14 protein-coding genes and 1 pseudogene are annotated in these 22,543 nt (G+C 73.0%); 6 read left to right on the forward strand and 9 right to left on the reverse strand.

Translation table 11 applies throughout. The features are described from left to right. Positions 1 to 7 precede the first annotated feature (7 nt). On the reverse strand, positions 8 to 211 hold the full coding sequence (locus ACLWS4_RS34890) for a cold-shock protein (RefSeq protein ID WP_049649849.1): 204 nt from the start codon (positions 209 to 211) through the stop codon (positions 8 to 10). Positions 212 to 728: 517 nt separating this feature from the next. On the opposite strand from ACLWS4_RS34890, the gene ACLWS4_RS34895 reads away from it, so the two are divergent. The 3 genes from ACLWS4_RS34895 to ACLWS4_RS34905 all read left to right on the forward strand — a co-directional run bounded on the left by ACLWS4_RS34895 (position 729) and on the right by ACLWS4_RS34905 (position 3,655). After that, on the forward strand, positions 729 to 860 hold the full coding sequence (locus ACLWS4_RS34895) for a hypothetical protein (RefSeq protein ID WP_375875341.1): 132 nt from the start codon (positions 729 to 731) through the stop codon (positions 858 to 860). Between the two features lie 373 nt (positions 861 to 1,233). Then, positions 1,234 to 2,280 (forward strand): YncE family protein, encoded by a 1,047-nt coding sequence (locus tag ACLWS4_RS34900; RefSeq protein ID WP_416876230.1) that lies wholly within the window; start codon positions 1,234 to 1,236, stop codon positions 2,278 to 2,280. 184 nt (positions 2,281 to 2,464) lie between these two features. After that, positions 2,465 to 3,655, forward strand: a complete 1,191-nt coding sequence (locus tag ACLWS4_RS34905) for a CapA family protein (RefSeq protein WP_416876231.1) — start codon at positions 2,465 to 2,467, stop codon at positions 3,653 to 3,655. A gap of 86 nt (positions 3,656 to 3,741) precedes the next feature. Here ACLWS4_RS34905 and ACLWS4_RS34910 read toward each other — a convergent pair whose 3' ends face one another. Further along, on the reverse strand, positions 3,742 to 7,851 hold the full coding sequence (locus ACLWS4_RS34910) for a hypothetical protein (RefSeq protein ID WP_416876232.1): 4,110 nt from the start codon (positions 7,849 to 7,851) through the stop codon (positions 3,742 to 3,744). Positions 7,852 to 8,727: 876 nt separating this feature from the next. Between ACLWS4_RS34910 and ACLWS4_RS34915 the strand changes: the two genes are divergently transcribed. From ACLWS4_RS34915 to ACLWS4_RS34925, 3 genes are all read left to right on the forward strand, one after another. Further along, on the forward strand, positions 8,728 to 9,978 hold the full coding sequence (locus ACLWS4_RS34915; RefSeq protein WP_416876233.1) for a sensor histidine kinase: 1,251 nt from the start codon (positions 8,728 to 8,730) through the stop codon (positions 9,976 to 9,978). Next, positions 9,975 to 10,649, forward strand: coding sequence for a response regulator (locus tag ACLWS4_RS34920; RefSeq protein WP_416876234.1), 675 nt, complete (start codon positions 9,975 to 9,977; stop codon positions 10,647 to 10,649). Before ACLWS4_RS34915 ends, ACLWS4_RS34920 begins: the two co-directional genes overlap by 4 nt. 244 nt (positions 10,650 to 10,893) lie before the next feature. Beyond that, positions 10,894 to 12,093, forward strand: coding sequence for an alpha/beta hydrolase (locus ACLWS4_RS34925; protein ID WP_416876235.1), 1,200 nt, complete (start codon positions 10,894 to 10,896; stop codon positions 12,091 to 12,093). A 124-nt stretch (positions 12,094 to 12,217) separates the two neighbouring features. Here the strand turns inward: ACLWS4_RS34925 and ACLWS4_RS34930 are convergent, their stop codons facing one another. The 7 genes and pseudogenes from ACLWS4_RS34930 to ACLWS4_RS34960 all read right to left on the reverse strand — a co-directional run bounded on the left by ACLWS4_RS34930 (position 12,218) and on the right by ACLWS4_RS34960 (position 22,479). Further along, the gene (locus tag ACLWS4_RS34930; protein WP_416876236.1) at positions 12,218 to 13,444 is read right to left on the reverse strand and encodes a TIGR02679 family protein; all 1,227 of its coding nucleotides are present in this window, start codon (positions 13,442 to 13,444) and stop codon (positions 12,218 to 12,220) included. After that, complete coding sequence (locus tag ACLWS4_RS34935) at positions 13,441 to 17,526, reverse strand: TIGR02680 family protein (RefSeq protein ID WP_416876237.1); 4,086 nt, start codon at positions 17,524 to 17,526, stop codon at positions 13,441 to 13,443. The genes ACLWS4_RS34930 and ACLWS4_RS34935 overlap by 4 nt, the downstream gene beginning before the upstream one ends. Before the next feature lie 16 nt (positions 17,527 to 17,542). After that, entirely contained in the window at positions 17,543 to 18,757 is a 1,215-nt protein-coding gene (locus tag ACLWS4_RS34940) for a TIGR02678 family protein (protein WP_049649843.1), read from the reverse strand. A 19-nt stretch (positions 18,758 to 18,776) separates the two neighbouring features. Continuing rightward, positions 18,777 to 20,291, reverse strand: a complete 1,515-nt coding sequence (locus ACLWS4_RS34945) for a TIGR02677 family protein (RefSeq protein WP_416876238.1) — start codon at positions 20,289 to 20,291, stop codon at positions 18,777 to 18,779. A 209-nt stretch (positions 20,292 to 20,500) separates the two neighbouring features. Further along, positions 20,501 to 20,950, reverse strand: a complete 450-nt coding sequence (locus tag ACLWS4_RS34950) for a hypothetical protein (protein ID WP_416876239.1) — start codon at positions 20,948 to 20,950, stop codon at positions 20,501 to 20,503. 183 nt (positions 20,951 to 21,133) lie between these two features. Then, positions 21,134 to 21,262: pseudogene (locus ACLWS4_RS34955) on the reverse strand (family 1 glycosylhydrolase); the annotation flags it as partial. 167 nt (positions 21,263 to 21,429) lie between these two features. Further along, entirely contained in the window at positions 21,430 to 22,479 is a 1,050-nt protein-coding gene (locus ACLWS4_RS34960) for an amidohydrolase family protein (RefSeq protein ID WP_416876240.1), read from the reverse strand. Positions 22,480 to 22,543: the final 64 nt, after the last annotated feature.

Genomic DNA, 22,543 nt, shown 5'->3' on the forward strand with positions numbered 1-22,543 from the left:
AGGGAAATTACAGCGGGCGGATGTTCTCGGCCTGCGGGCCCTTCTGGCCCTGCGTGACGTCGAACTCGACCTTCTGACCCTCGAGCAGCTCGCGGAAGCCCTGGGCGACGATGTTCGAGTAGTGGGCGAACACGTCAGCGCCGCCGCCCTCCTGCTCGATGAAGCCGAAGCCCTTTTCCGCGTTGAACCACTTCACGGTGCCAGTAGCCATGAGAAATCTCCTTCGAGAGACTGTGCGAAGTCTGCACCATGCAGACATTCGAGTCGCCGCGATGAGAACCCGCCGGAAAGAGCCGGTAAAACAAAAAATGCGCCCGCAACAATAAGCAGGCGCACACAAAGTTCATGGGAACCACAACTGCAACTAAGAAGAGCTTAGCAGACTCCGGCCCGCCGGCGCGGATTTTCACTCGTCTATTTTTTTCCCGCCCTCCCGGGCGCGACCGTCTCGCCCCGAAAGCGACAGCAACGATCGATTCCCGCACCGGAGTTGGCGACACCGGACCCCGCGCCGCCCCGGTCATGATTTTTTCGCCACGCCCAGGGGGCGAGTCGCCCCGGGGACACCCGGCAACGGATTCACACCCTCCGGAACGGCCCGTTCCGTCGATTTTCGGAGCATACTGACCGGGATGAGGAAAACACCGGCAGTCCGACGCCCCCTGCCCACCAGCCCCTTCAAACCCCGGCCCGACGCACCGCCCAAGCTATTCGCGGTGGGCGACCGCGTGAGCCACGACAAGTATGGTCTCGGCCGCGTCCTCGCGGTGGAGGACGGAGCCTACGCGGCCGTCCTCGTCGACTTCGGCACCCGACAGGAGCGGATCGCCCCACCGTACGCCGCCTTGTTCACACTCTGACCGGCACACCCGCGGCCCTACCGTCACCGCTCCGGGGCGCATGCCGGAGCCCGATCGGCCGCTCACCTGGGTCCGGCCACCCGGCCGGACGCCAGGCGTTTCGTGATGCGTCGACGCGCCCGGCCCGCAGCCCGGTTCCGCACCACGCCCGGGCCCTGTCCGCACCACGCCCGCACCCGCACCCGCACCCGCACCCGTGAGGCGGCCACCCGGCGGCCCCGGCCACCCGCACGGCCCCGCGGGCGGCTTCGGATTTTGGACTAGACCAATACCGATCCGGTCAACTCCTCCACGCCCCGTCCACGCGCCCTCCCCTCCCCCGTAGCGTGTCCACGCCTCGCACAGCGCGAGGACACCGTCCGGGGAGATCTCCATGAACTCGCTTACGGGTACGGCTCGTTGGACCACCGCCCTCGCGGCATCAGTCACGCTCCTGTGCGCCGTGCCGGCCGGCGCCACGGCCGGCACCACCGGCACCGCCGACACCGCCGTCGGCTGGCGGGCGCTCGGCATCGCCGTCAGCTCCGACGGCAACCGCGCCTACGTCGTCGCCGAGGACCACGTCGGCACCGGCTACCCCACCCTCCTGCGCACCGTCGACACCCGCACCCGCACGGTCGTGGCGCAGACCCTGCTCAGCCAGGACGGCACCGCCGGCCGGCCCGCCCTCAGCCCCGACGGCAACCGGATATACGTCCTCGCCGCCGAGCAGCTGCTGGTCGTCGACCTCGCCACGAACACCGTGCTGTCCCGCACGCCCGTCGACCGCCCGCGCGCACTCGCCGTCAGCGCCGACGGCTCCCGGGTGTTCGTGACCCAGCAGGGCACCGCCGGCCCCGGCCGGGTGCTGGTCTTCGACACCTTCACCCGTTCCTTCACCGGCGCCGTCCCGCTGGGCGACCCCGACGTCGACGGGATCGCCCTCCACAACGGCGGCGCCGACGCCTACGTCGCCACCGGCGCGGGCGTCGTCCACCTCGACCTGACCGCTCCCGTCCCGACGGTCACCCGCACCGTCCAGCCGCTCCCCGCCGCGACCGAGGTCACCGCCTCCCCGGAGGGCACCCGCCTCTACGCCCTCGGCAGCCGGGCCGCCCAGGGCTCCGGCTACGAGCTCGACCCCTTCACCGACACGTCCCGCACCGCCTTCACCCTCGGCGGCCCGGCCACCTCCGCCGACACCCACCTGGTGGCGGTCTCCCCGGACGGCGGCCGTCTGTTCGTCCTCAAGGACGGCTGGAAGCCCTCCGCCACCGTGCTGGCCTACGACACCGCCACCAACACCGCCCTCCCGGCCGCCGACCTCACCGGCTTCGGCCTGGACGGCGTCGGCACCGCCGCCCTCGGCCCCGACGGCCACACCCTCTACCTGGCCGGTCCGCGCGGCGAGACCAGCTACCTGAAGGCCGTCACCTTCTGACCCGCCCGCCGGGCGGGTGCGCGGCCCCGCGCCACCCCGCGCACCCGCCCGTCCGCGCCCGTCCACGCCCGCCGACGGGTCGGTGGCCCCGTCGGGTGATCCCAGGGCGCGGGTTCCACGGCGGCCCGTCCACGACTCGCATAGTCGGACTCGTCATACCCGCCGATCGTGGGACGAGCCGACCATGCGATTTGCCTGCCGAGAGATCCTCACAGCCGCCACCGCCCTGCTGCTCTCCCTCACCGGCTGCGGGTCGCCGCAGGAACGGCAGCCCGCACCGTCGACACCCCGCGATCCGAGCTCCCCGGCCGCGCCCACCCCGGCGGGGCCGCGGGCGTTCACCCTCGTCGCGACCGGGGACGTCCTGCCGCACACGGAGATCATCCAGCAGGCCAAGGAGGACGCCGGGGGCAGCGGTTACGACTTCACCCGGATGCTCGCCGGGGTCAAACCCGTCATCAGCGCCGCCGACCTGGCCATCTGCCACATGGAGACGGTGTACGGCGCCGACGGCGGGCCGTTCACCGGCTACCCGTCGTTCATCTCGCCACCCCAGGTCGCCCAGGCGCTCAAGGACACCGGCTACACCTCCTGCGACACCGCCTCCAACCACACGCTCGACGGCGGCCCGGACGGCATCCGGCGCACGCTCGACGCCATGGACACCGTCGGCCTGAAGCACACGGGCTCCGCGCGCAGCGCCGACGAGGCGGGCAGCCCCACGACGCTCACCGCCGGTGGCGCCACGGTGGCCCAGCTCGCCTACACCTACGGCACCAACGACATCCCCCTGCCGAAGGACCGGCCCTGGGCGGTCAACCTCATCGACCGGGAGCGGATCCTCACCGACGCCCGGGCCGCCCGCGAGCGCGGCGCGGACATCGTGGTGGTCAGCCTCCACTGGGGCACCGAGTGGCAGGACACCCCGGACGAGCAGCAGCTCGCACTCGCCCGCGACCTGGCCGCCGAGCAGAGCCCCGGCCGGCCCGACATCGACCTGGTCCTCGGCACCCACGCCCACATCCCGCAGGCGTACGAGAAGATCAACGACACCTGGACGGTCTACGGCATGGGCGACCAGCTCGCCGGCCACATGTTCAACCCCACCGGCGCGGAGGACCCCCGGGGGAACTGGAGCTCGATCGCCCGCTTCACCTTCTCCCCGCCGCCCGGGCCCGGGCAACGATGGACCGTCACCAAGGCCGAGTTCCTCCCGCAGCTGACCGACCTCGGCCCGCCCTACCGGGTCCTCGACCTGACCGAGGCCCTCCGCCACACCCCCGACCGCGCCGACTACACCCGGGCCCTCGACCACATCCGGTCGGTCGTCCTGAGCCGCGACGGCGCCTCGGCCGGGCTCACCATGGCCCCCTGAAGGGACGGCGGGTCCGACGGTGACGGCGAAACGACGGCGCCCGCCCCGGGACGGGGCGGGCGCCGTGGCCTGCGGGACGGCCGTCGTCAGCGGCGGCGCCTTCTCACCGACAGGACCAGGGAGGTTCCGGCGAGCAGGATCAGTGCCGCGTACCCGAGCACGGACACGGTGGCCGTGCCGGACTGCGCGAGTTCGGGGTGGTGCGGCCCGGGGTGGTGCGGCCGGGGGTGGTGCGGGCCGGGCTTCGGCGGAGTCGGCGGTGCGGGCGGGACGGCGCCGGTCGGCTCCACGGCCACCTGGGCGGTCGACTCGGGCGAGGTGACGGTCGCACCGCCGGGCGCGTGGCCGGAGGCGGTCGCGGTGTTCTCGATCAGGTTCTCCCGCAGGTCGTCCTCGGTGACGGTGTAGGTAGCGGTGCAGGTCACCTGCCCGCCGGGGAGCAGTCGGGCGGTGTCGGCCGGCGGGCAGTCGGGTGTCAGCGGGGTGCCGTGGCCGTCGAACGCGGTTTCGGTCACGGTCACGTCGGTGAGGGCGACGTTGCCGGTGTTGGTGGTGGTGAAGGTGTAGTGGACGGTGTCGCCCGCCTGGTGGACGACGGCCGGGGAAGCGGTCTTCACCAGGGTCAGGGCCGGGGTGGCCCGGGCCGGGAAGACGGCGGTGGCGGCTTCGGCGCGCACGGTCCGGCCGCCGGGGTCGGTGGCGCTCGCGGTGGCGGTGTTGGTGATCCGGCCGGCGTCGACGTCGGCCGCGGTGACGGTGTAGGTGGCGGTGCAGGGGATGGCGACGCCCGGGGCGACGGAGCCGGCCTCGGGCGGGCAGGAGGCGGTGGGCGGGGTGCCGTGGCCGTCGAACGCGGTCTCCTGGACGTCGAGTCCGGTGAGGGTGACGTTGCCCGTGTTGGTGGCGAGGAACCGGTAGGTCACCGTGGCGCCTTCGGCCAGCGGCGTGTCGGCGGGGCCCGCGGTCTTGGTGAGGGTGAGCGCGGGAGCGGCGGGTGCGGTGACGGTGGCGCGGGCCTCGGCGGAGACGGGGCTGTCGAACCCGGCGGGCGCCCGGCCGGTGGCGGTGGCGGCGTTGGTGATCCGGCCGGCGTCGATGTCGGCCTGGGTGGTGGTGTAGGCGGCGGTGCAGACCACGGAGCCGCCCGGTGCCAGGGTGAGCACGGCGGCCGGGCAGTCGACCAGTGGCGCGCCGCCGGAGCCGGTGAACGCGGTCTCACCGACGTGCACGTCGGTGAGGGGGACGCCACCGGTGTTGGTGACGGTGAAGGAGTAGGACACGGCGGTGCCGGCCCGGTCGACAGTGCCCGGGGTGACGCTCTTGGCGAGCGTGATGCCGGGCGCGGTGACGGTGCGCACGGTGGCGGTGGCCTCGTTGCTCACCGGGTCCGGTCCGGTGGCCGCGGTGGCCGTCGCGGTGGCGGTGTTGGTGATCGATCCGGCGGTCACGTCCTGCGCGGTGACGGTGTAGGTGGCCGTGCAGGTCGTGGTGGCGGCGGGGGCGAGGTCGGTGCTCCGGCAGACCGGGACCGGTTTGGTGCCGCTGCCGGAGAAGACGCTCTCGTCGATCGTCACGCCGGTGACCGGGACGGTGCCGGTGTTGGCGACCTCGTAGGTGTAGGTGACGGTGTCTCCGGTGGTCGCGGTGGCCCGGTCGACCTGCTTGCTGAGGCTCAGTTCGGCGTTGGTGCCCAGCGGGGTGGAGCTGACGACCCGCTGGTCGGCCTGCGGTCCGAGGCTGTCGATGACGGAGGGGTTGATCACCGTCGGGCCGGTGTAGTGCAGGCCGCCGGGCGGGGTCGGCGGCGGGTTCTCGGTGATGGTGCACCGCTGGCCGTCGTAGAAGGCGAGCGGCGCGGCGGTGGCGGTGGTCGCTCCGGCCGGGACGGTGACCGACCAGGTCTGCGGTTCCTGGGTACCGCAGGTGACCGTTCCGCTGAAGGTGAGCGGCGACGGCAGGCCGCCGGCGGGCAGGCCCGTGAGCTGCTTGACGACGGTGATGGTGGAGGCCGTGTTGAAGACCTGGAGCGAGACGGTGCTCTCGTTCGAGGCGGGGATGGCGTCGAGGAACGCGTCGGGGCCAGTGGAGGACCGGGCCGTCGCGGTGTTGGGGTAGGTGCCGGGGACCGGTCCGGCGGTGCCGGTGACGGTGATGGTGACGTAGTCCCCGCCGCCGCTGATCTGCGGGATCGTGGACGTCACGGTGCGGGTCGCCGGGTCGAACACCACCGGGCCGCACGCCGAGGCGGCGGAGGCCGCCACGCAGGTCGCCGAGCCGTACTCGAAGGCGGTGGCCGGGGGCAGCGGGTCGGAGAACTCCACCGACCTCGCCGTCTGCGGTGACGCGTTGGAGACCTTGATCGTGTAGGTGACGGCCTGCCCGGCCTGCACCGCGGCCGGCTCCACCGCCTTGTTGACGGCGATGTCCGCGCACGGAGCCGTCGCCGTGGTGGAGGCGGAGCTGTTGCCGGTGTTGACCAGCGGCGACGCGACGAAGAAGTCCGCGTTGTTGGCGACGATCGTCGCGGTGCTCGGGCAGGCCGCCAACGGGGTCGGGTCGGCCGGGTCCAGGGTCAGGACGACGGTCAGCCTGGCACCGGGCGGGAACGCGCCCACCGTGCCGGAGTAGACCGGCGCGTTGTAGGCGATCGTGGTGTCGGTGATGAACGACGGGCAGGACGCGCCTCCGGTGCCGTCGCAGGACACGATGTGCACGGCGTACGAGCGGAAGAGGGTCGTCGACGAACTGAGGTAGTCCCGGATCAAGGACCCGTCCGCCGGGTTCGGGCCCCTGTTCTCGTACGTGATCGTGTACGTGTTGGGCTGGCCCGGCAGGATCACCGTGTTCGCCTGCGTCTTGGTGACGGAGATGCTCGTCCGCGGACAGGGCTCGGGTGTCAGCCCGGTCGCGCTGGTCGTCGCCGTGTTGTTGCCGGTGTTGACCAGGGGGGAGACGGTGAACAGCTGTGCGGTGTTGCCGACGATGTCGGCCGTCGGATTGCTGCTGCACGTGGTGGGCGTACCCGACGGGTCGACCGTCATGACGATGGTCAGCTTGGCTCCGGGCGGGAACGCTCCCAACGCTCCGGAGTAGACCATCGTGTTGTTGCCGGCCGTGGTGTCCTGGACGAACGACGGGCAGCTCACCCCACCGGTGCCGTCACAGGACACGATGTGCACGGCGTAGGAGGTGAAGTACTGGTTCAACGAGGTCAGGTAGTCGCGGATGGTCGCGCCGTCCGCCGCGATCGGGCCGTTGTTCTGGTAGGTGACCGTGTACGTGTTGGGCATGCCCGGCAGGATCTGCGGGTTGCTCTGCGTCTTGGTGACGGAGATGTTCGTCTGCGGGCACTGGCCCGGGGTGAGGCCGGTCGCCGAGACGTACGCCTGGTTGGACAGGGTGTTGGTCACACCGTTCGGCGCGAAGATGTTGGCGGTGTTGCCGACGATGTCGGCGGTCTGTGACGAGGAGCACGCCGGCACCGGACCGGACGGGTCCACCGTCATCACCACCGTCAGCGTCGCGCCCGGCGGGAACGCACCGATCACGCCGGAGAAGATCATGGTGCTGTTGTTGGCCGTGGTGTCCGTGATGAACGACGGGCAGCTCGCACCGCCGGTGCCGTCGCAGGACACGATGTGCACGGCGTACGACGTGTACAGCGACTTCGACGCGCTCATGTAGTCGCGGATCGTCGAGCCGTCCGCCCAGCCCCTGCCCTCGTTGCCGAACGTCACCGTGTAGGTGTTCGGCTGGCCCGGCAGGATCGTGGTCGCCGACTGGGACTTGGTGACCCGCAGGCTCATCTGGTTGCTGATCGTCGTGCTGACCGAGCTGTCGTTGGAGCTCGGGTCCGAGTCCGTGGCCCCCGGCGGCGGGTCGATGTGGGAGGACGCCGTCACCGACGACGGCGAGGGGGCGCCGAAGCGGCCGGTCACGGTCAGCGTCAGCACCCCGAGGTGCGGCAGGCTCACCGCCGTGCCCGAGACCTGGCTGTCCGACACGGCCAGCGAGCCGGGGCAGGCGGCACCGGCGGCGGCCGAGCAGCTCGCCGCCACATGCGTCGCGGCGGCCGGCAGCGTCACGGTGAACGGCGCTCCGTCGGCCGCGGTCAGCGTGTTGTTGCTCATGGTCACCGTGTAGGTGAACTCCTGGCCCGCGTACCCGCTGGTCGGCCCGGCGATGTTGGTCGTCACGTCGACGACGTCCGCGGCGCGATCCGTCCGCGGTGCCACCGGCGCGGGCGCGGGGGACACGGACGCGGACGGCACGGACGGAACCGCCTGCGGCACGGACGCCGGAGACGCGGACGCGGGAGACACGGCCGGAACGGTCGGCGGCACGGACGCGGGAGACACAGCCGCGGGCGACGCGGACGACGCGGACGACGCGGACGGAACCGTCGGCGGCACGGACGCGGGCAACGCGGCCGGGACCGTCTGCGGCGAAGCCTGCGCAACCGGCGCGGGCGACGCGGCCCGGGCAGCCGCGGGTGTCCGGTCGGCCGGGCCCGGATCGGCCGCGGCCACCGGCGGCGCGGCCAGCGCCACCAGTCCCCAGGTCAGCAGTGCGGCCACGAAGGGCGCGCACCGTCTCCGTCGAAATTCCGACCACGTCCGAACCATGGCGAACCAGCCCTCCGTCCCGGCCGATCGGACCGGGTGGCCCCTGGAACGTCGATCGGTCGATGAGTCACGACGGCCCCACGCTCACCCGCCGACGGGCACACGCCCGACAGGCAGACGCGGAAGGGCCGGGAAATCAGTCGCATGCCCTACCGGAGACGGGGAGCCGCCGCCCGGTAGGGCGCCACGTCTGGTCCGCGCCCACGGGGTTGCCCCGCTTCCCGGTGTCCGGCGGCCTTCGGCACCGGCGGGCGCGGTCGGCGCGGGTGCCGCCTCATACCTGAGAGCCAGGCCGAGGACGGCTCCGCAGCGGGAGGCCGGTCGGCCGGTCCGCTCCGTAGCCTGGTGACCGAATGCACCCCGGCCGAGGAAGGCACCGTGAGCGTCCGAACCGCTGAGCACCCCGGCCGCGGCCGTCCGGTGGACGAACCGGACAATACTGTCCGCATGGACAGGACTGGGCGGCGGCCGGTGCGCGCGGCGCTGCGCACCGTGCGGAAGGATCTGTTCACCCTGGCCCCGCAGCCCATGCCGCCCATGAGCGGGCCGGGACCGCTGAGGTGGCTGCCGCACGGTGCGGTCGTCATGGTGGCGGTCTTCGCGGCCGTCTCCGCCACCGAGGACATCCCGCTGCGGCCGCTCGGGATGCTCCACGCCGCGCTTCTCGTACCGGCGCTGCGCCGACCGCTGCCGGCCTGGTGGCTCTCGCTGGTGACGCTGCCGGTCTTCTCGCTGTACCCGCCATTCGCGCCCTACACGGGATGGGCGTGGGCCGTGCAGGCCGGACTGTCGTTCCTGGTCGCGCTGCGCAACCCGCCGCGGGTGACGGCCGAGACGGTGGGGCTGAGCACCGCGCTGCTGCTGGGTCTGCAGCTGGCGGGCGGGCGGATCGGGCCCTGGTACTTCACGGTGATCGTGCTGGTGCTGTTCGCCCTCGTCGCGGCCGCCGCGACCGGGGTGCGCCGGACGCGGGAGGTCCGCGTCCGGCTCGCGGAGCAGGAGCGGGCCCTCGCCCAGGAACGGGCGCACCGCACCGTCCTGGAGGAGCGCGCCCGTATCGCGCGCGAGTTGCACGACGTGGTCGCCCACCACATGTCCGTCATCTCGATCCAGGCCGAGGCCGCGCCGTACCGGGTCGCGGACCCGCCCCGGGAACTCGTCGCGGCGCTGGCCGACATCCGCGCGGGCGCCCTGGAGGGACTGACCGAGCTGCGCCGCCTCCTCGGCGTGCTGCGGTCCGAGGACCGCCCCGGCGGGCGTGCTCCCGAGGCTCCGCAGCCCACCCTGGAGCGGCTCGACGACCTGCTCGCCGGGGTGCGCGCGGCCGGGCTCGACGTGCGGGCGGTGGTCTCCGGGACACGCCGCCCGCTGCCCGAGGGCGTGGAGCTGTCGGCCTACCGCATCGTGCAGGAGGCGCTCAGCAACACGCTGCGCCACGCCCCGGGCGGCTCGGCCCGCGTCGAGCTGGCGTACACCGAAACCGCCCTGCGGCTGCGGATCCGCAACGGGCCCGGCACCTCGGCCGCCGGGCCCTCGCCGGGAGCCGGGCACGGCCTCCTGGGCATGCGCGAACGTGCCGCGATGCTCGGCGCGGAGTTCTCCGCCGGCCCCGCCCCCGACGGCGGCTACGAGGTCGCCGCGCTGCTGCCGGTGCCCGCCGCCCCGGCCGTCCGGACAGACAGGGAACAGACCGCATGACGATCCGAGTGATGATCGCCGACGACCAGGCGATGGTCCGTGAGGCCTTCTCGGTGCTCCTCGGCGCCCAGCCCGGCATCGAGGTGATCGCGACCGCCGTGGACGGCCTGGACGCGGTGGCCAAGGCCAGGGAGCTGCGCCCCGACGTGATCGTGATGGACATCCGGATGCCCGGGCTGAACGGCATCGAGGCCACCCGCCGGATCACCGGGCAGGCCGGCCTGCCGACCAGGATCCTCGTCCTGACCACCTTCGACCTCGACGAGTACGTCTACGAGGCGCTGCGCGCCGGCGCCGGCGGGTTCCTCCTCAAGGACGCCTCCGGGGTCCAACTGGCCGAGGCGGTACGCGTCGTGGCCGCCGGGGACGCGCTGTTGTCGCCCGGGCTCACCAAGCGGCTCATCGAGGAGTTCGCCCGGCTGGGCGGCTCGGCGAAGCCGTCCGCCCGGGTGCGGATCGACATCCTCACCAACCGCGAGACCGAGGTGCTCACGCTGGTGGCCCGGGGGCTGTCCAACGCGGAGATCGCCGCCGAACTCGTCGTCGCCGAGCAGACCGTCAAGACGCACATGGGCAGCATCCTGCAGAAGCTCCAGTTGCGGGACCGCACCCAGGCCGCCGTCCTCGCCTACGAGACGGGACTGGTCGTTCCCGGCCGCACCGGTCTGTGATCCCGCGTCCGTGATGCCGTGGTGGTGCGGCGGCACCGGCCCGGACGTCCCCGTCCGACCCCTACCTGAGAGCCGCTCCGGGAAATGGCTCCGTGGTGGGAGGCCCGTGCGGGTGCCGGATTCCTAGCGTTCTCGTACGAGCCGGTCCTCGCCTCCCCCGTGTGCGGTGGCGAGGGCCTCGCGGCTCCCGACACGTTCCGCGGGCGGCGGCGACCGTCCCGCGCACCATCGCAGGAGTACAGCCATGACCACACCCCGAAGCTCCGCCGCGTCGCCCGGACGGCCCGCCCGGATCCTGCGGGCCGCCTCCGCCGTCCTGGCGTCGTTCCTCGCGTTCCTGGCCGCCGCCGTCGTGCTCGGCGCGTACGTCCCCTCGATACCCAAGGCGGGCGTGATCGGCCCGGTGCTGGGCGGGCAGTACCCGTTCCACATCGCCCTGCTGGCCCTCGTCGCCGCCGGCCTGGCCGCGCTGGCCTGGCGGGCCGGCCTGGTGCGCTGGGGACGCGTGGTCTCCGTGGTCTCGACGCTGTGCACCGTGGGCGCGCTGGTCATCGGCGGCATCCAGTTCCAGGCCGCCCGGGAGGCCGGCGCCGACGTCTCCCTGGGCCAGGTGTTCACCGAACTCGGCTACCCCGCGGCGAAGCCGGACACGACCGAGACGTTCGCGAGTCCCGAGGGCGAGCCGCTGCGGGTGGACGCGTACCTGCCCGCGAAGGTCCCGGGCCAGCGGACCCCGGCCGTCGTGCTCGCCCACGCCGGCGGCTTCCACACCTTCGACAAGAGCGACCTGCGCGGCACCGGCCGCTGGCTCGCCGACCACGGCGTCGCCGTCTTCGCCGTCGACTACCGCCTGGCCGGTCCCGACCGTCCCACCTGGGACAAGGCCCCGCAGGACCTCCTCTCCGCCATGGGCTGGGTGCAGCGCAACGCCGACGCGTACGGCGTCGACGGCGCGCGGATCTCGCTCGGTGGCATGTCGGCGGGCGGCACCCTGGCGATGAACACCGCCTACCGCCTCCACAACGGCACCATCAAGGCCGTCGAGGGCGCCACCCCCGCGCCCCCGGCCTCCGTGATCGGCTTCTACCCCGGCACCGACGTCGCGCAGATGTGGGCGGACGACGTGGCCGGCACCCGCGAGGCGGCGCAGATGTACACCGGCGGCACCCCGCAGCAGTACCCGGACCGCTACCGCGAGGTGTCCCCCACCTCCGACGTCCGCCCCGGCCTGCCCCGCACCCTGCTCGTCGTCGGGGACCGCGACCGCAGCGCCCGCCCCGAGACCGTCACCGCCCTCGGCGACGCGCTGAGGAAGCAGGGCGTCGACGTCGAGGTGGAGGAACTGCCCTTCGCCGACCACGCCTTCGACGACGTGTACGGCAGTCTCACCTCCCAGACGAGCCGCCGGATCCTGCTCGACTTCCTCCTCGCCGACCCGCGCTGACCGCGTTGACCGCGTTGGCCCCGGGGCTCCCCGCCGGCCGGCGGGGAGCCCCGGTCCGCTCGACCGGCATGGACGAGGCCGAAGCGCCGGTGGTAGCCCTCGGCCCGTCGGACGGGCCGTCGTCCTATCCGTGCAGGTGCGCTGCCAAGTCGTCGAGGAGGAGATCGGCAACCACTTCCTCGACCACTGCGGTGCGCGACTCGGTCATGGAGTCGATGAGCGAGCGGTCCCACGGCGCCGGCGTCAAGCGACCCGGATCAGGGCCGAAGGGAACCCGCGGTGCGGCGGCCCGGTAGTCGTCGGCGGTCATCCGCCAGGGTGCGGCACCGGTTCTGGCCATGACGTGAGCGGCGATGCGGATGCCCTCGCCGTCGAAGTCGCCGTGGTAGTGCAGGGACGCGCCGTCGTCGGCGAGTCGGCGCAGCAGGTGGATCACGGCGGTGTTGGGCCAGCCGGAGGTACAGACCAGCGGCGGGCAGTGCGAGCCGAAGCGGCGCAGGGCCAGAGCGAGCACGCTGGGGTTCTCGGTGATGTGCACGGGTCCTGCGGGACCGGTGAACTCACCGGGTGTGCGCAGTTGGGCGAGGGTGAGGCTGACGGGGTGGCCGGCTCCGGCGCAGATGCGGGAGATCGTGGCAACCGGCCCTTCTCCCACGGGGCGGAGACCCGCGGCGAGCACGGCGGCGGACAGCTCGTCGTCGGCCACGCCGGCTCGGCTCCACAGCGCGCGTCGTCCCTCGGCGGCGTCTGGCACGTCGGTGCCGTACAGCACCGCCAGCGCACGCAGGACGAGCGAGGACAGCCGGGTCCCGTCGTCGAGGGCGTGGGAGTCGCCGTCGAGGAGGCGGGCGGCGAGGACCGGTAGTGGCTCACCGTCGGCTGGGAGTGCGTGAAGGACGGTCAGCGCGGCGGTCAGCAGGCCTCGGGTCCGCTCGGGTGAGCCGTCGACGAGGCCGCCGGCCCGCAGGTGGCCGACCCAGTCCAGCAGGGCCGGCTGGGCGGTGACCACCTCGTGGTCGGCCAACCACGCCCACAGGGCCTCGCGTTGGCCAGTCTTCCGTTCGCGCTCGGCGGCCCGGTCGTGGATCGGGCCGAGGATCGCGGCCACCACGTCCCGGACGGGTCGGCCGCAGGCGTCCAGCACGGCACTGTCGAGCCCGGCGAGGGGGATCGTCGGTTCGGCGCCGGGGAGCCGGTCGAGCCCGAGGAGGTCGGCCAGTGCCTCCCGGCCCGCCTCGTCGAGTGGTCCGGACCGTACCCGGCTGACGGGGCGACCGGTCGAGAGACGGCCGTGAACGGCCGACCACAGGGGTCGGAGCTCGGGGAGGTCGAGGGGGTGGCGGTCCGTCATGCCGGTTCTTCCGTGTCGGCTTCGTCGGGCAGCAGGTCGGTGCCCGTCCAGGTGAAACGGGCACTGGTGACGGCGTCGTCGCCGTCACCTCCGGTGATCAACTGGTGGACGGCGATGCCGGAGAGCTCCCGGTAGGTGCACCATTCGTGGTCCGAGGTGAGCACCAGGTCGAGGTCGAGTGCCGCGAGGAGGCCGAAGACCTGCCCGCGGTTGACGGTGTCGACGCCGACGAAGACCTCGTCGAGCAGGATCAGCCGCGGAGACTCCGGCACCGCCTCGTAATGGGCGGCCACGGCGGCGAACAGCGGCAGGTGGAGGGCGATGGCCTTCTCGCCGCCCGAGAGCGCGCCGTGGAGCTTCTTGGTGAGCAGCTGCCACCCGGAGCCGTTGGCACGGTCCAGTTTGACGACGAACTGGTGCCAGGCCGTGTAGTCGAGGACCTCGGCGAGCTGCTCCTCCCAGGTCGCCGCCGTGTTGCGGGTCTTCGCTTCCTCGATACGGCCCCGGAAGAAGGCGTGGAGGGCCTCGCGGTCGGCTTCGGTGATCCGCGCCGGGTCCTTGAGCAGCAGCTCACGGGCCGTCCGGGTACCGGCTGGCAGGTCGGGGTGGATCTGCCACACCAGACGGACGGCCACCCGTGAGGCAGTGCGGATCCCTTCGAGGTGGCCGTTCATCCGCTCGACGAGTTCACCGGCCTGACGGATCCGGGAGGCGAGGTGGCGGCGCGTGTCGCCGGTGAGGGTCCGGTCGAAGAGGCCGCGTTCGGCTGCGGTGATGTCGTCCTGACCGCGGTCACGCTCACCGGTGAGGATGACGAGGAGGCCGGTCGCGCCGACCCGGATGCCGTCGACGGTGGCGGTGAGGACCTGGACGTCCTCCTCCGCTTCGAGCTCGAGGTCGGCGCGGCTGCTGAGGCTCTGACGGGCTCGGTGGACGGCCTCGGAGAGACGGTTCAGGGAGTCACCGAGGTTCCTGGTGCCGTGCGGCAGGTCGGGCCACGCGGCAGCGGTCTCGCGCGCCGCTTCGAGGGTGGCGCGGGTGCCGTCCGCGGAGGTGAGGACGAGCCCGAGGCCCGCGTCCTCGGGGAATCCGAGGACGCACAGGCGCCGGAAGCCATGGGCGGCCTCGTTCCGGGCCTCGACGGCCCTGTCGTGCAGGGCCTCGTCCTGGGCCGCGGTGGCGCCGAGCGCGCCGATGCGGCCTTCGAGCGCGAGAAGTGCCTGGGTGCCGGATTGGAGGTCGCGGCGAACGCGGTCGAGGGACTTCCGGAAGTCACTGATGCGGGCGGCCACTTCGCGGTAGTCCTCACCGACGGTGCTCTCGACCGCCCGGAGCGTGGAGCGGAGCCCGCGGGCGGCGGCCTCGGCGGTCTCGGCCTCCGCCAGGCCCTCGGTCGCAGCCCCCCTCGATGCCTCGGCATGGCCGCGCGCGGAGTTCCAGGCCTGGTGGGCGGCTGTCCAGGCGAGATGGGCGTCGAGCCAGACGTCGGCCTGTTCGCGCAGCGCTTCGACGGCCGCGGCGGTCTTGTCCAGGGCGGCGCGTTCGGTCGGCAGGGCATGCTCGGCGGAGGCGACGGCGAGTGTGCGCAGCGCGTCCGCGACCGCCTTCTCCTGCCGCGCGAGCTGTTCGACGGCCTCCCGCACGGCGTCCTCCCGAGCGCCCACTTGGGACTCGGCCCGGTCCCAGCCGCCCTTGGCCTCCTCCACCTCCCGGTGGTGCGGCCGGGAGCGGAGGTCGGCTTCGAGGCGCGTCCGGCGGTCGGTGAGGGCACGCAGCCGCGTCTCGTAGCCGACGACGGCGGTGTCGGCCTCGGCCAGTTCGGTGGTGAGTTCCGCGATCCGCCGCTGCCTGGCACGTTCCCGGGCCGCGGCGCCGATGTGGCTGGACTCCTCCTTGGCCCAGGAGCCGACCGCCATCGCCAGCCGCCAGCTTCCGTCGGCGCCCACGACGGCCGGGTGGTCCGTCGTCAGTGCGGGGCCGTAGGCGACACCGGCGAGCAGCCGCCGCACCCGGGCGGGCGGCACCGGGCCGTCGGGTTCCGGAGCCAGGACGTCGAGCAGCGAGGGGCCGGGTGCGGGCGCGGCCGCTGCCGGATCGGCCAGGACGTCGTGCCCTGCGACGACGAGACCGCCGTCGGGGGTCATCCAGGCGTCGAGCAGGCCGGCCGCTTCGAGGGCCGCTTCGACGCCGGCCTGATCGGCGGGCGGAACGTCCGGCCGGAAGGCCAGCAGACGCCACAGCGGCGCCCCCGGCAGGACCGACCGGTCGGCCGTGCGAGTCCGTGGTGGAACCGGCGGGAGATCGGCCGCGGCCGCGATGCGTTCCAGTTCCCGGAGGACCCGGTCACGCCCGGCGCGGGCGTCGTCCCGGCCGGCGCGGGCGGTCGTCTCGTCGGCGGTGATGGAGCTCTCCGCCGCCCGGGCCGCGGCTTCGACCAGCACGAGGACATCAGTCTCGACGGCGGCACGGGACGCGAGTTCCTCGGCGTCGTCGATCGAGAGTTCCGCGCAGTCCTCCCTCACCCAACGACGCAACAGGACGGCGTGGGCGTCGACGGCGGCCTGGTAGGCGCGGGCGTTCCCCTCGCGCTTCGCGGTCGCCCCGGTCAGCCGTTCGCGCGCCGAATCGAGGTGCTGCTCCGCCGTCGTCCGGCCCGCGAGGAACCGTTCGTGGCGCTCGACGGCGGCTCGGACGTCGGCGATCTGGTGGTGCCGCGAGACGACCGCACCGCGCAGCAGACGGCGCGCCGTACGCCCCTGCTCCTCGTTCTCCCCCGACGGACCCGGTGCGGTGCCGAGCACCGTCTGCACCTCGGCGCAGACGGACTCCATGGCTGCTCGCCGCGCCGCGCCACGTGCCTCCTCGCGAGCGGCCCGGGTCTGTTCGGCCCGCTGTTCGGAACGCAGCCGCGCATCGTCGGCACGCCCCGCGTCCTCGTCGGCCGCCCGAACCTTCCGGTCGGCGGCGGTACGGGCCCGGGCGGCGGTCTGGTCGGCCTGCTCGCTCCTACGACGGAGCTGGTCGAGCTCCTGCCCCTGCCGGTAGACCTCGGAGTCGAGCAGCCCCTCGATGGCGCCCTCGATCTCCTGCCGCCCGTGTTCGAGTTCCTGTTGCGTCCGGTTGCTCTCGTCGCGCTCACGCACGGCTCCCGCGTGCGCCTCCCCGCTCTCCCTCGCGAGGCGGGCGAGGTTGTCCATCTCGGTCGTCGCGGAGATGAGACCGGCTGCTCCGGCACGCAGGACGCGCTGGGCGTAGCCGCGTTGCTGGTTCGCGACGGCGGTGGCCGCGGCCACCTCGTCGTCCAGTGTCTTCAGGTGCTCGCGCTGGCGGTCGAGGCGCTCGAAACCCTCGGCCAGTTCGGTGATCTCGCCCTGGCCGAGCGGGGGCAGCGCCCGCGAGAGCAGCGAGGACAGCAGCGACGGATCCAGGCGCTCCGAGAGCTTGGGGGTGCGGAGCTGGAGCAGCGCGGTGATCAGGGCGTCGAAGCGCTGCTCGCTCAGCCCGGGGAAGAGCGTGCTGCGGACCGTGTTGCGGTAGTCGGTGGGTGACCCGTGCAACTCGCCCCGGCCGTGCAGGGCATCGGCCAGGGCGGCGCGGGTGAGCGGCTGGCCCGCGTCGTTGACCAGGGAGAGACCGCCTGGGCGGTCGATCCGCGCGCCGGTGGTGAAGTAGTCGACGGTGACACCGGGGGTGTGCACGCTGGCCTGGAGCCTGGCGCCGCAGGTGAACCACCCGGGATCGCCGTCACCGCGGACGAACTCCAGCCACACGTACCCGACGCGGGTCTTGCCCGTGGTGCCCTCCCCCATCAGGTTCCAGTGCATGGTGCGCTCGGAGCCGCCGAAGGTGGACAGCCGGTTGGGTCGCAGGCTCGCGTCGAACAGGAACGGCAGGAGTACCTCCAGCGCCTTCGACTTGCCGGTGCCGTTCTGCCCCCGCAGGAGCAGCCGGCCATTGTGGAAGGTGAAGGTCTCGTCGTAGTAGCGCCAGACGTTGAGGATGCCCGCCCTGGCGGGCCGCCATCGCACGGCTGCGGCCGCCGTCGGGGGCACGGGGCTCTGCGGTGGCTGTGTCACGGTCATCGGAGGTCTTCCCTGGTCAGGTTGCGGGACCGTCGGTCACGGTGGTGCGGTACCGGAACGCCGCGGGCCGGGGAACGGTGCGGTCGCCGATCCGGCGGGCCAGGCCGAAGTCGTCGAGGACACGAAGGGCGTCGGCCGTGAGCCGCTGGGCGCCGTCCTCGGACTGGTAGCCCTTCGCCCACCGCGGGAAGCGCCGCAGCAGCGTGTTCGCCTCGGCCTCGAGCTGTTCCGGTGTCAGCCCGTCCGGGGCTGCCGTCAGCGGTTCCAGCAGGAGCAGGGCGGCGACGCGGGCCGTCGCGGAGTCGTCCGGGAAGCGGCTGTCGGTGGCGATGGCCTCCGGGTCCACGAGCAGCAGGCCGTCTGCCCGTTCCTCCAGCACGAAGCCGCCCTGCTCGGCGGCGCGCTTGACGATCTGGCGCCCCGTCGGCGAGGCCAGGTAGGCCAGTTCGTCGGCGCCGAGTTCGTCGTGGTGCAGGACGGGATCGTCGAGGAGCCGCCGGAGCACCGAGTGCCGGAGCCGGAGGTTGCGCTGCGCGTCGGAGGCGTCGGCCCCGCCGTACCGGCTCTCGCGCACCGTGCCCCGCAGGAGTTCCTCGAAGCGCAGCGGCACGTCCTGCGCCGGAACGGCCAGCCGGGACGGGCCGACGGGCGCGGCGAGCAGGCGCATCAGGACGGTGGCGTCCACGCGGTAGAGGACCTTGGCCTTCGCCGAGTCGACGAAGCTCTCCGTGACGCCGTCCACGGTGAGGAGCGCGCCGTAGGCCTCCAACAGCTTGAGCACGTCCACGAACGCCATGCGCTCGGACCTGCTCGCCGTGTCGAAGGGCGGCAGTGCCTCGTCGGTGGCACAGGCGTGGACGACCCGGTCGGCGAGCAGGCCGACCGTCGTGACCGGGACCGGAAGCAGCTCGGCCGCGACGACGCACAGCAGCGTGTAACGGCGGCGGTCGAACGGGGCCTTGCCGGACCGCAGCCGACGGGCGGGGCGCGAGGCGTCGGGCACGGTCCGGATCTTGAGCAGACGCGCATACCCCAGGCGCGGCTCCACCACCAGCTGCCAGCCGCAGTTGTAGTCGAACCACTTCGTCAGCGGATCCTGACGGCGGCGGATCAGCTCGAAGGCGGGCGGGTCACCGCGCTCGGTGATCAGCGGCAGGCCGAGGAGCAGTCTGATGCCTCGGGCTATGTCCTGCCGCTCGGCCAGGACCAGCTGGTTGGCGAGGGTGCTCATGTGCCGCTCCTGGTGGTGTTCATACGCTGTCCTCCCGGACGACCGCCCGCAGTGCGCTCGGGCTCCGGATCTCCACCAGGTAGTCGGGCCCTTCGAACCGGCCGTGGGAGGTCCGCAGGACGGCCCGTCCGCCCTCGGGAGAAGGCCGGAGCACGATCTCCACGCGGCCGTCCGAGGTGACCGCCCGACGTGCCCCGCCGGCGTCCGGTCGTACGGCCAGCGCCCGGCCGAGGAGGTCGAGCAGCCGCTCGAAGACGGTGTGGTCCAGCACGCGCAGGTCGGAGAGCCGCACCGGGCCGTCGGTTCCCAGAACGTCCCAGGCCGCTTCGAGTTCGGCCCGCTCCTTCCGGGCCCGCTCGGCCCGGGCCGCCTTGATGCCTCCGATGTCGCGCACCTTCCCGGTGCGGGTGAACCGCTCGGTGCGGCCGCTGGTGCGCAGCAGCGCCGAGACCTCCACCGGCGGGGTCTCGGCCCAGCTGCCCGAGGAGGGCACCAACTCCGGGTCGGGGTGGGCGAGATGGGCATGCCGGGCCGACCCCAGACCGAAGGCGGCCGACCAGAGGCGGTGCAGGTCGTCCTCGGTGGGCGCGGCGGCGAACCAGCGGGCCAGCTCCCGGAAGTCCTGGACGGCGCTGGAGGAGCGGCGCCGTGACTCGGTGATCCGGTCGAGAACCTGGAGGAGCGTCACGATCGCCCGCCGCGCCACGTCGTGCAGCTGCTCCACGCGGGGCCGTGCCCCGTCGGCCGGCCGGAACCAGGACCGGAGCCCCTCCCAGCGCGCCCGGCGCCGCTCCAGCCAGGCCGGCGCGGGATCGCCGTCGGAGACCGGCGGCAGCTCGGCGCCCCGCAGCGCCCGCGCGTGCAGCAGGCTCACCCCGAGCCGCTCCACACGCTCGACGGCGGTGGCGACCGCCTGGCCCCGCTGGTCGAGGTTGACGAGGAACTCCTGGAGATAGGCCACCGTCGCGGCCTTCACCTCGCGGAAGGTCGCCAGGTCCGCACCTTCGGCGCGCAGCAGGCGCTGCAACTCGCCGTTGAACGCCTTGGTGTTGGCCAGCAGCGCCTCCAGGTGGCCCTCCAGCTCCTGCAGCGTGGTGAAGACCCGACGGTCCGAGGACGCGGAGTCGCCCAGCAGGACGTACAGCTCGTCGAGCCGGTCCGTGATCGCCTCCAGCACCGCCGTCTGGAGCGCCCCCGTCGAGGCGAGGACGAACAGGGCGTGCTCGACCCCGGCGGACGCAGCCTCACCGCGTCGGGTCAGCGAGTACTGGAGGTTGCGGCGCTCGTACTCCTCGGCGGTGCGGTAGTTCTCCGCGTGGTTCTGGACGACGTCCAGCAGCTGCCACTCCCTGAGCTTCCGCAGCGCCTCCTGGAGCTCGTCGTCGTGAACCGCGTCGAGCCAGCCGACCGTCCGCAGCCGGGCGCGCACGTCGTCCAGCCCGAGCGCGGTCTCCAGCCGCTCGTTGGCCGCACCGAAGGCCTGCAGGATCGCACCGTAGAGCTCGGCCTTCTCCCCCGTCGTGAACCGGAACATCTCCGGCGGCACCCTGCGCAACGACTTCCCTCCCCGTCTTCCGGGCACCACAGTACGCGGACGTGCCGACGCCCGACGACGCGGTTGTCGACCGGCCAGGTCGCGTGCGGCAGGTACAGCTGGTGCAGGTGCGCCCGGGCCTCCGGGGAGGCCTGTGTCCCGGCTCCGGCAACCGCCGGTGAGGTTTCACAGAGCTGAACGCGCTCCGATCAGTTCTCTTCCGTCCCCGCCATCCCGCTCACCTCCGCGATTCCCTCGACCGTCGCGCGGTCGCTCGCCCGCCGGCCCTCGGCGGCGTCAAGCCGGTCGCGCATGTCCCGCAGGCGGGCCGGATCGGAAGCGAGCTCCGGCGGTACGAGCGACATGACCCCCTTGGCCCGCTCGCCGTCGCCGAGGTCGGCCACCACACCGTCGGCGCGGTCCTCGTGTCCGGGCACCAGGGCACCGAGCAGGCCGAGGAGAACGAGCAGTTCGCGCTGCACCGCGGATGTGAACAGCTCCCGTTCCTCTGCGTCCAGCTTCACCTCGATCCGCCCACCACCGAGCTCGGCATAGCCGCGCAGGAGATCCATCAGAAGCTTGAACTGCCGCTCGGGCATCAGGACCTGGAGCGACTCGATGTAGAGCTTCAGTCGCAGCGCCGGTAGTTCCGCGTCCATCCGGGCCCTCCCTGGTGCGTCAGTCGACCGGAATCCTCACCGATCGTAGTCACCCGATGGCACGGGTGGCGAGGACAGGTGACAGCGCGCGGAGGCGGGCGGAGTTCCCATGGCCGTCAAGGATCGGACGACACTCCCTTCCCCGCCGCGATCCTGACCCGCACCCCCTTGCCCAGGCCTTGACTAACGTCCGAATTTCGCATGGTGGGCGGCGATCAGGTCGCGGTACCAGGTGTAGGAGGCCTTCGGGGTGCGCTGCCGGGTGGCGAAGTCGACGTGGACGAGGCCGAAGCGCTGGTGGTAGCCCTCGGCCCGTCGGACGGGGTGTCATTGTGGTCGCGACCCTCAGTCGGCCGACGAGGTTGCCGAACATTCCGTGCAGAGATTTCTTCCCGTCCGGGAGCGCTCGGCGAGGGTGCTGCGGGCACGGAGGAGACGCACGGACGCACCCGGCGCACGCCAGGTCCCACAACGCCGGATCAGTCCGTGCCGGGCTGAACGAGCTTGAACGCCAGGCGCGCTGCGGCGCGTTGGGCCGCTCGGCGGATGCGCACCGGGGCCGACGGCGCCGGCAGCGGTGCCGGGCGGGTGGTGGCCAGCCTGGGGAAGAGTGCTTCGGCGTTGGTGCGGTTGACGGCCGTGAGCGTGCCGGGGTCGACGCCCGTGTCGAGGCCGTTGGCGAAGTACTGCCCGGCGGGGGTGGGGGCGAAGGGCCAGTCGCTGCCGAACAGGACGTGTCCGGGGCGGGCGAAGGCGAGGAGGGTGGGCAGGGCGGCCGGGCTGGAGGACAGGGCGGTGTCGAAGTGGAAGGAGCGGAAGTCGTCGAGGACGTCGAGCGGGCTGCGTGCGGTGTCGTTGGCGAGGGTGACGGCCATCCGGTGGGAGGCGTAGGGGAGGAAGCCGCCGGCGTGGCTGAGGATGAAGCGGATGTTCGGGTAGCGGCGCAGGATGCCGTTGCGGACCAGGAGGTAGGCGGCCCTGGTGGTGTCGAGCAGGAAGTCGGCGGCGAAGGCCGGGATGCCGCTGACCGGTGGGGCGGGTAGTTCGGCGGGGTGGACGAAGGCCACCGCGCCGCGGTCGTCGAGTGCCTGCCACAGGACGTCCTGGCCGTCGGCCCCGAGGTAGGCGCCGCGGTTGTTGGCGAGCAGGGTGACGCCGTCGGCGCGCAGCTCGTCCAGCGCGCGTACCGCCTCGGCGGCGGAGGCTCCGGCGTCGGGCAGGGGCAGGGTGGCGAAGAAGCCGAAGCGGCCGGGGTGGTCCGAGGCGAGGGACGCGCCGTGGTCGTTGAGACGTCGGGCCAGGTCGGCCGCTTCGGCGGGGTCGGCGAGGAAGCCCGTCGCGGGCGTGGACACGGAGACGATCGCGGTGGCGGTGTCCAGCAGGTCCATCAGGTGCAGGGCCGACTGGGCGCTCCAGTCGGGCAGGGCCCGGCCTCCGGCGTCGGTGATGCCGGCCCTGGCGAGCTCGTCGCGGTAGAAGCCGGGCACCACGTGCTGGTGGACGTCGATGCGTTGTGCCGAAGGAGACATGCCGCGGCCTTTCGTGCGCTCTGTGGGGGCGGAGCGGGGTTGTCGTACCGGCCGCCGGCCGTAC

Source organism: Kitasatospora sp. SC0581, assembly GCF_048159585.1.
Taxonomy (GTDB): Bacteria; Actinomycetota; Actinomycetes; order Streptomycetales; family Streptomycetaceae; genus Kitasatospora.

What these genes read in the sequence shown, in the direction of transcription:
- ACLWS4_RS34925 (WP_416876235.1), top strand. Translation starts at nt 10,894, where the DNA reads ATGACCACACCCCGAAGCTCCGCCGCGTCGCCCGGACGGCCCGCCCGG.
- ACLWS4_RS34905 (WP_416876231.1), top strand. Translation starts at nt 2,465, where the DNA reads ATGCGATTTGCCTGCCGAGAGATCCTCACAGCCGCCACCGCCCTGCTG.
- ACLWS4_RS34940 (WP_049649843.1), bottom strand. Translation starts at nt 18,757, where the DNA reads ATGAGCACCCTCGCCAACCAGCTGGTCCTGGCCGAGCGGCAGGACATA.
- ACLWS4_RS34915 (WP_416876233.1), top strand. Translation starts at nt 8,728, where the DNA reads ATGGACAGGACTGGGCGGCGGCCGGTGCGCGCGGCGCTGCGCACCGTG.
- ACLWS4_RS34890 (WP_049649849.1), bottom strand. Translation starts at nt 211, where the DNA reads ATGGCTACTGGCACCGTGAAGTGGTTCAACGCGGAAAAGGGCTTCGGC.
- ACLWS4_RS34935 (WP_416876237.1), bottom strand. Translation starts at nt 17,526, where the DNA reads ATGACCGTGACACAGCCACCGCAGAGCCCCGTGCCCCCGACGGCGGCC.
- ACLWS4_RS34950 (WP_416876239.1), bottom strand. Translation starts at nt 20,950, where the DNA reads ATGGACGCGGAACTACCGGCGCTGCGACTGAAGCTCTACATCGAGTCG.
- ACLWS4_RS34900 (WP_416876230.1), top strand. Translation starts at nt 1,234, where the DNA reads ATGAACTCGCTTACGGGTACGGCTCGTTGGACCACCGCCCTCGCGGCA.
- ACLWS4_RS34920 (WP_416876234.1), top strand. Translation starts at nt 9,975, where the DNA reads ATGACGATCCGAGTGATGATCGCCGACGACCAGGCGATGGTCCGTGAG.
- ACLWS4_RS34930 (WP_416876236.1), bottom strand. Translation starts at nt 13,444, where the DNA reads ATGACGGACCGCCACCCCCTCGACCTCCCCGAGCTCCGACCCCTGTGG.
- ACLWS4_RS34945 (WP_416876238.1), bottom strand. Translation starts at nt 20,291, where the DNA reads ATGTTCCGGTTCACGACGGGGGAGAAGGCCGAGCTCTACGGTGCGATC.
- ACLWS4_RS34960 (WP_416876240.1), bottom strand. Translation starts at nt 22,479, where the DNA reads ATGTCTCCTTCGGCACAACGCATCGACGTCCACCAGCACGTGGTGCCC.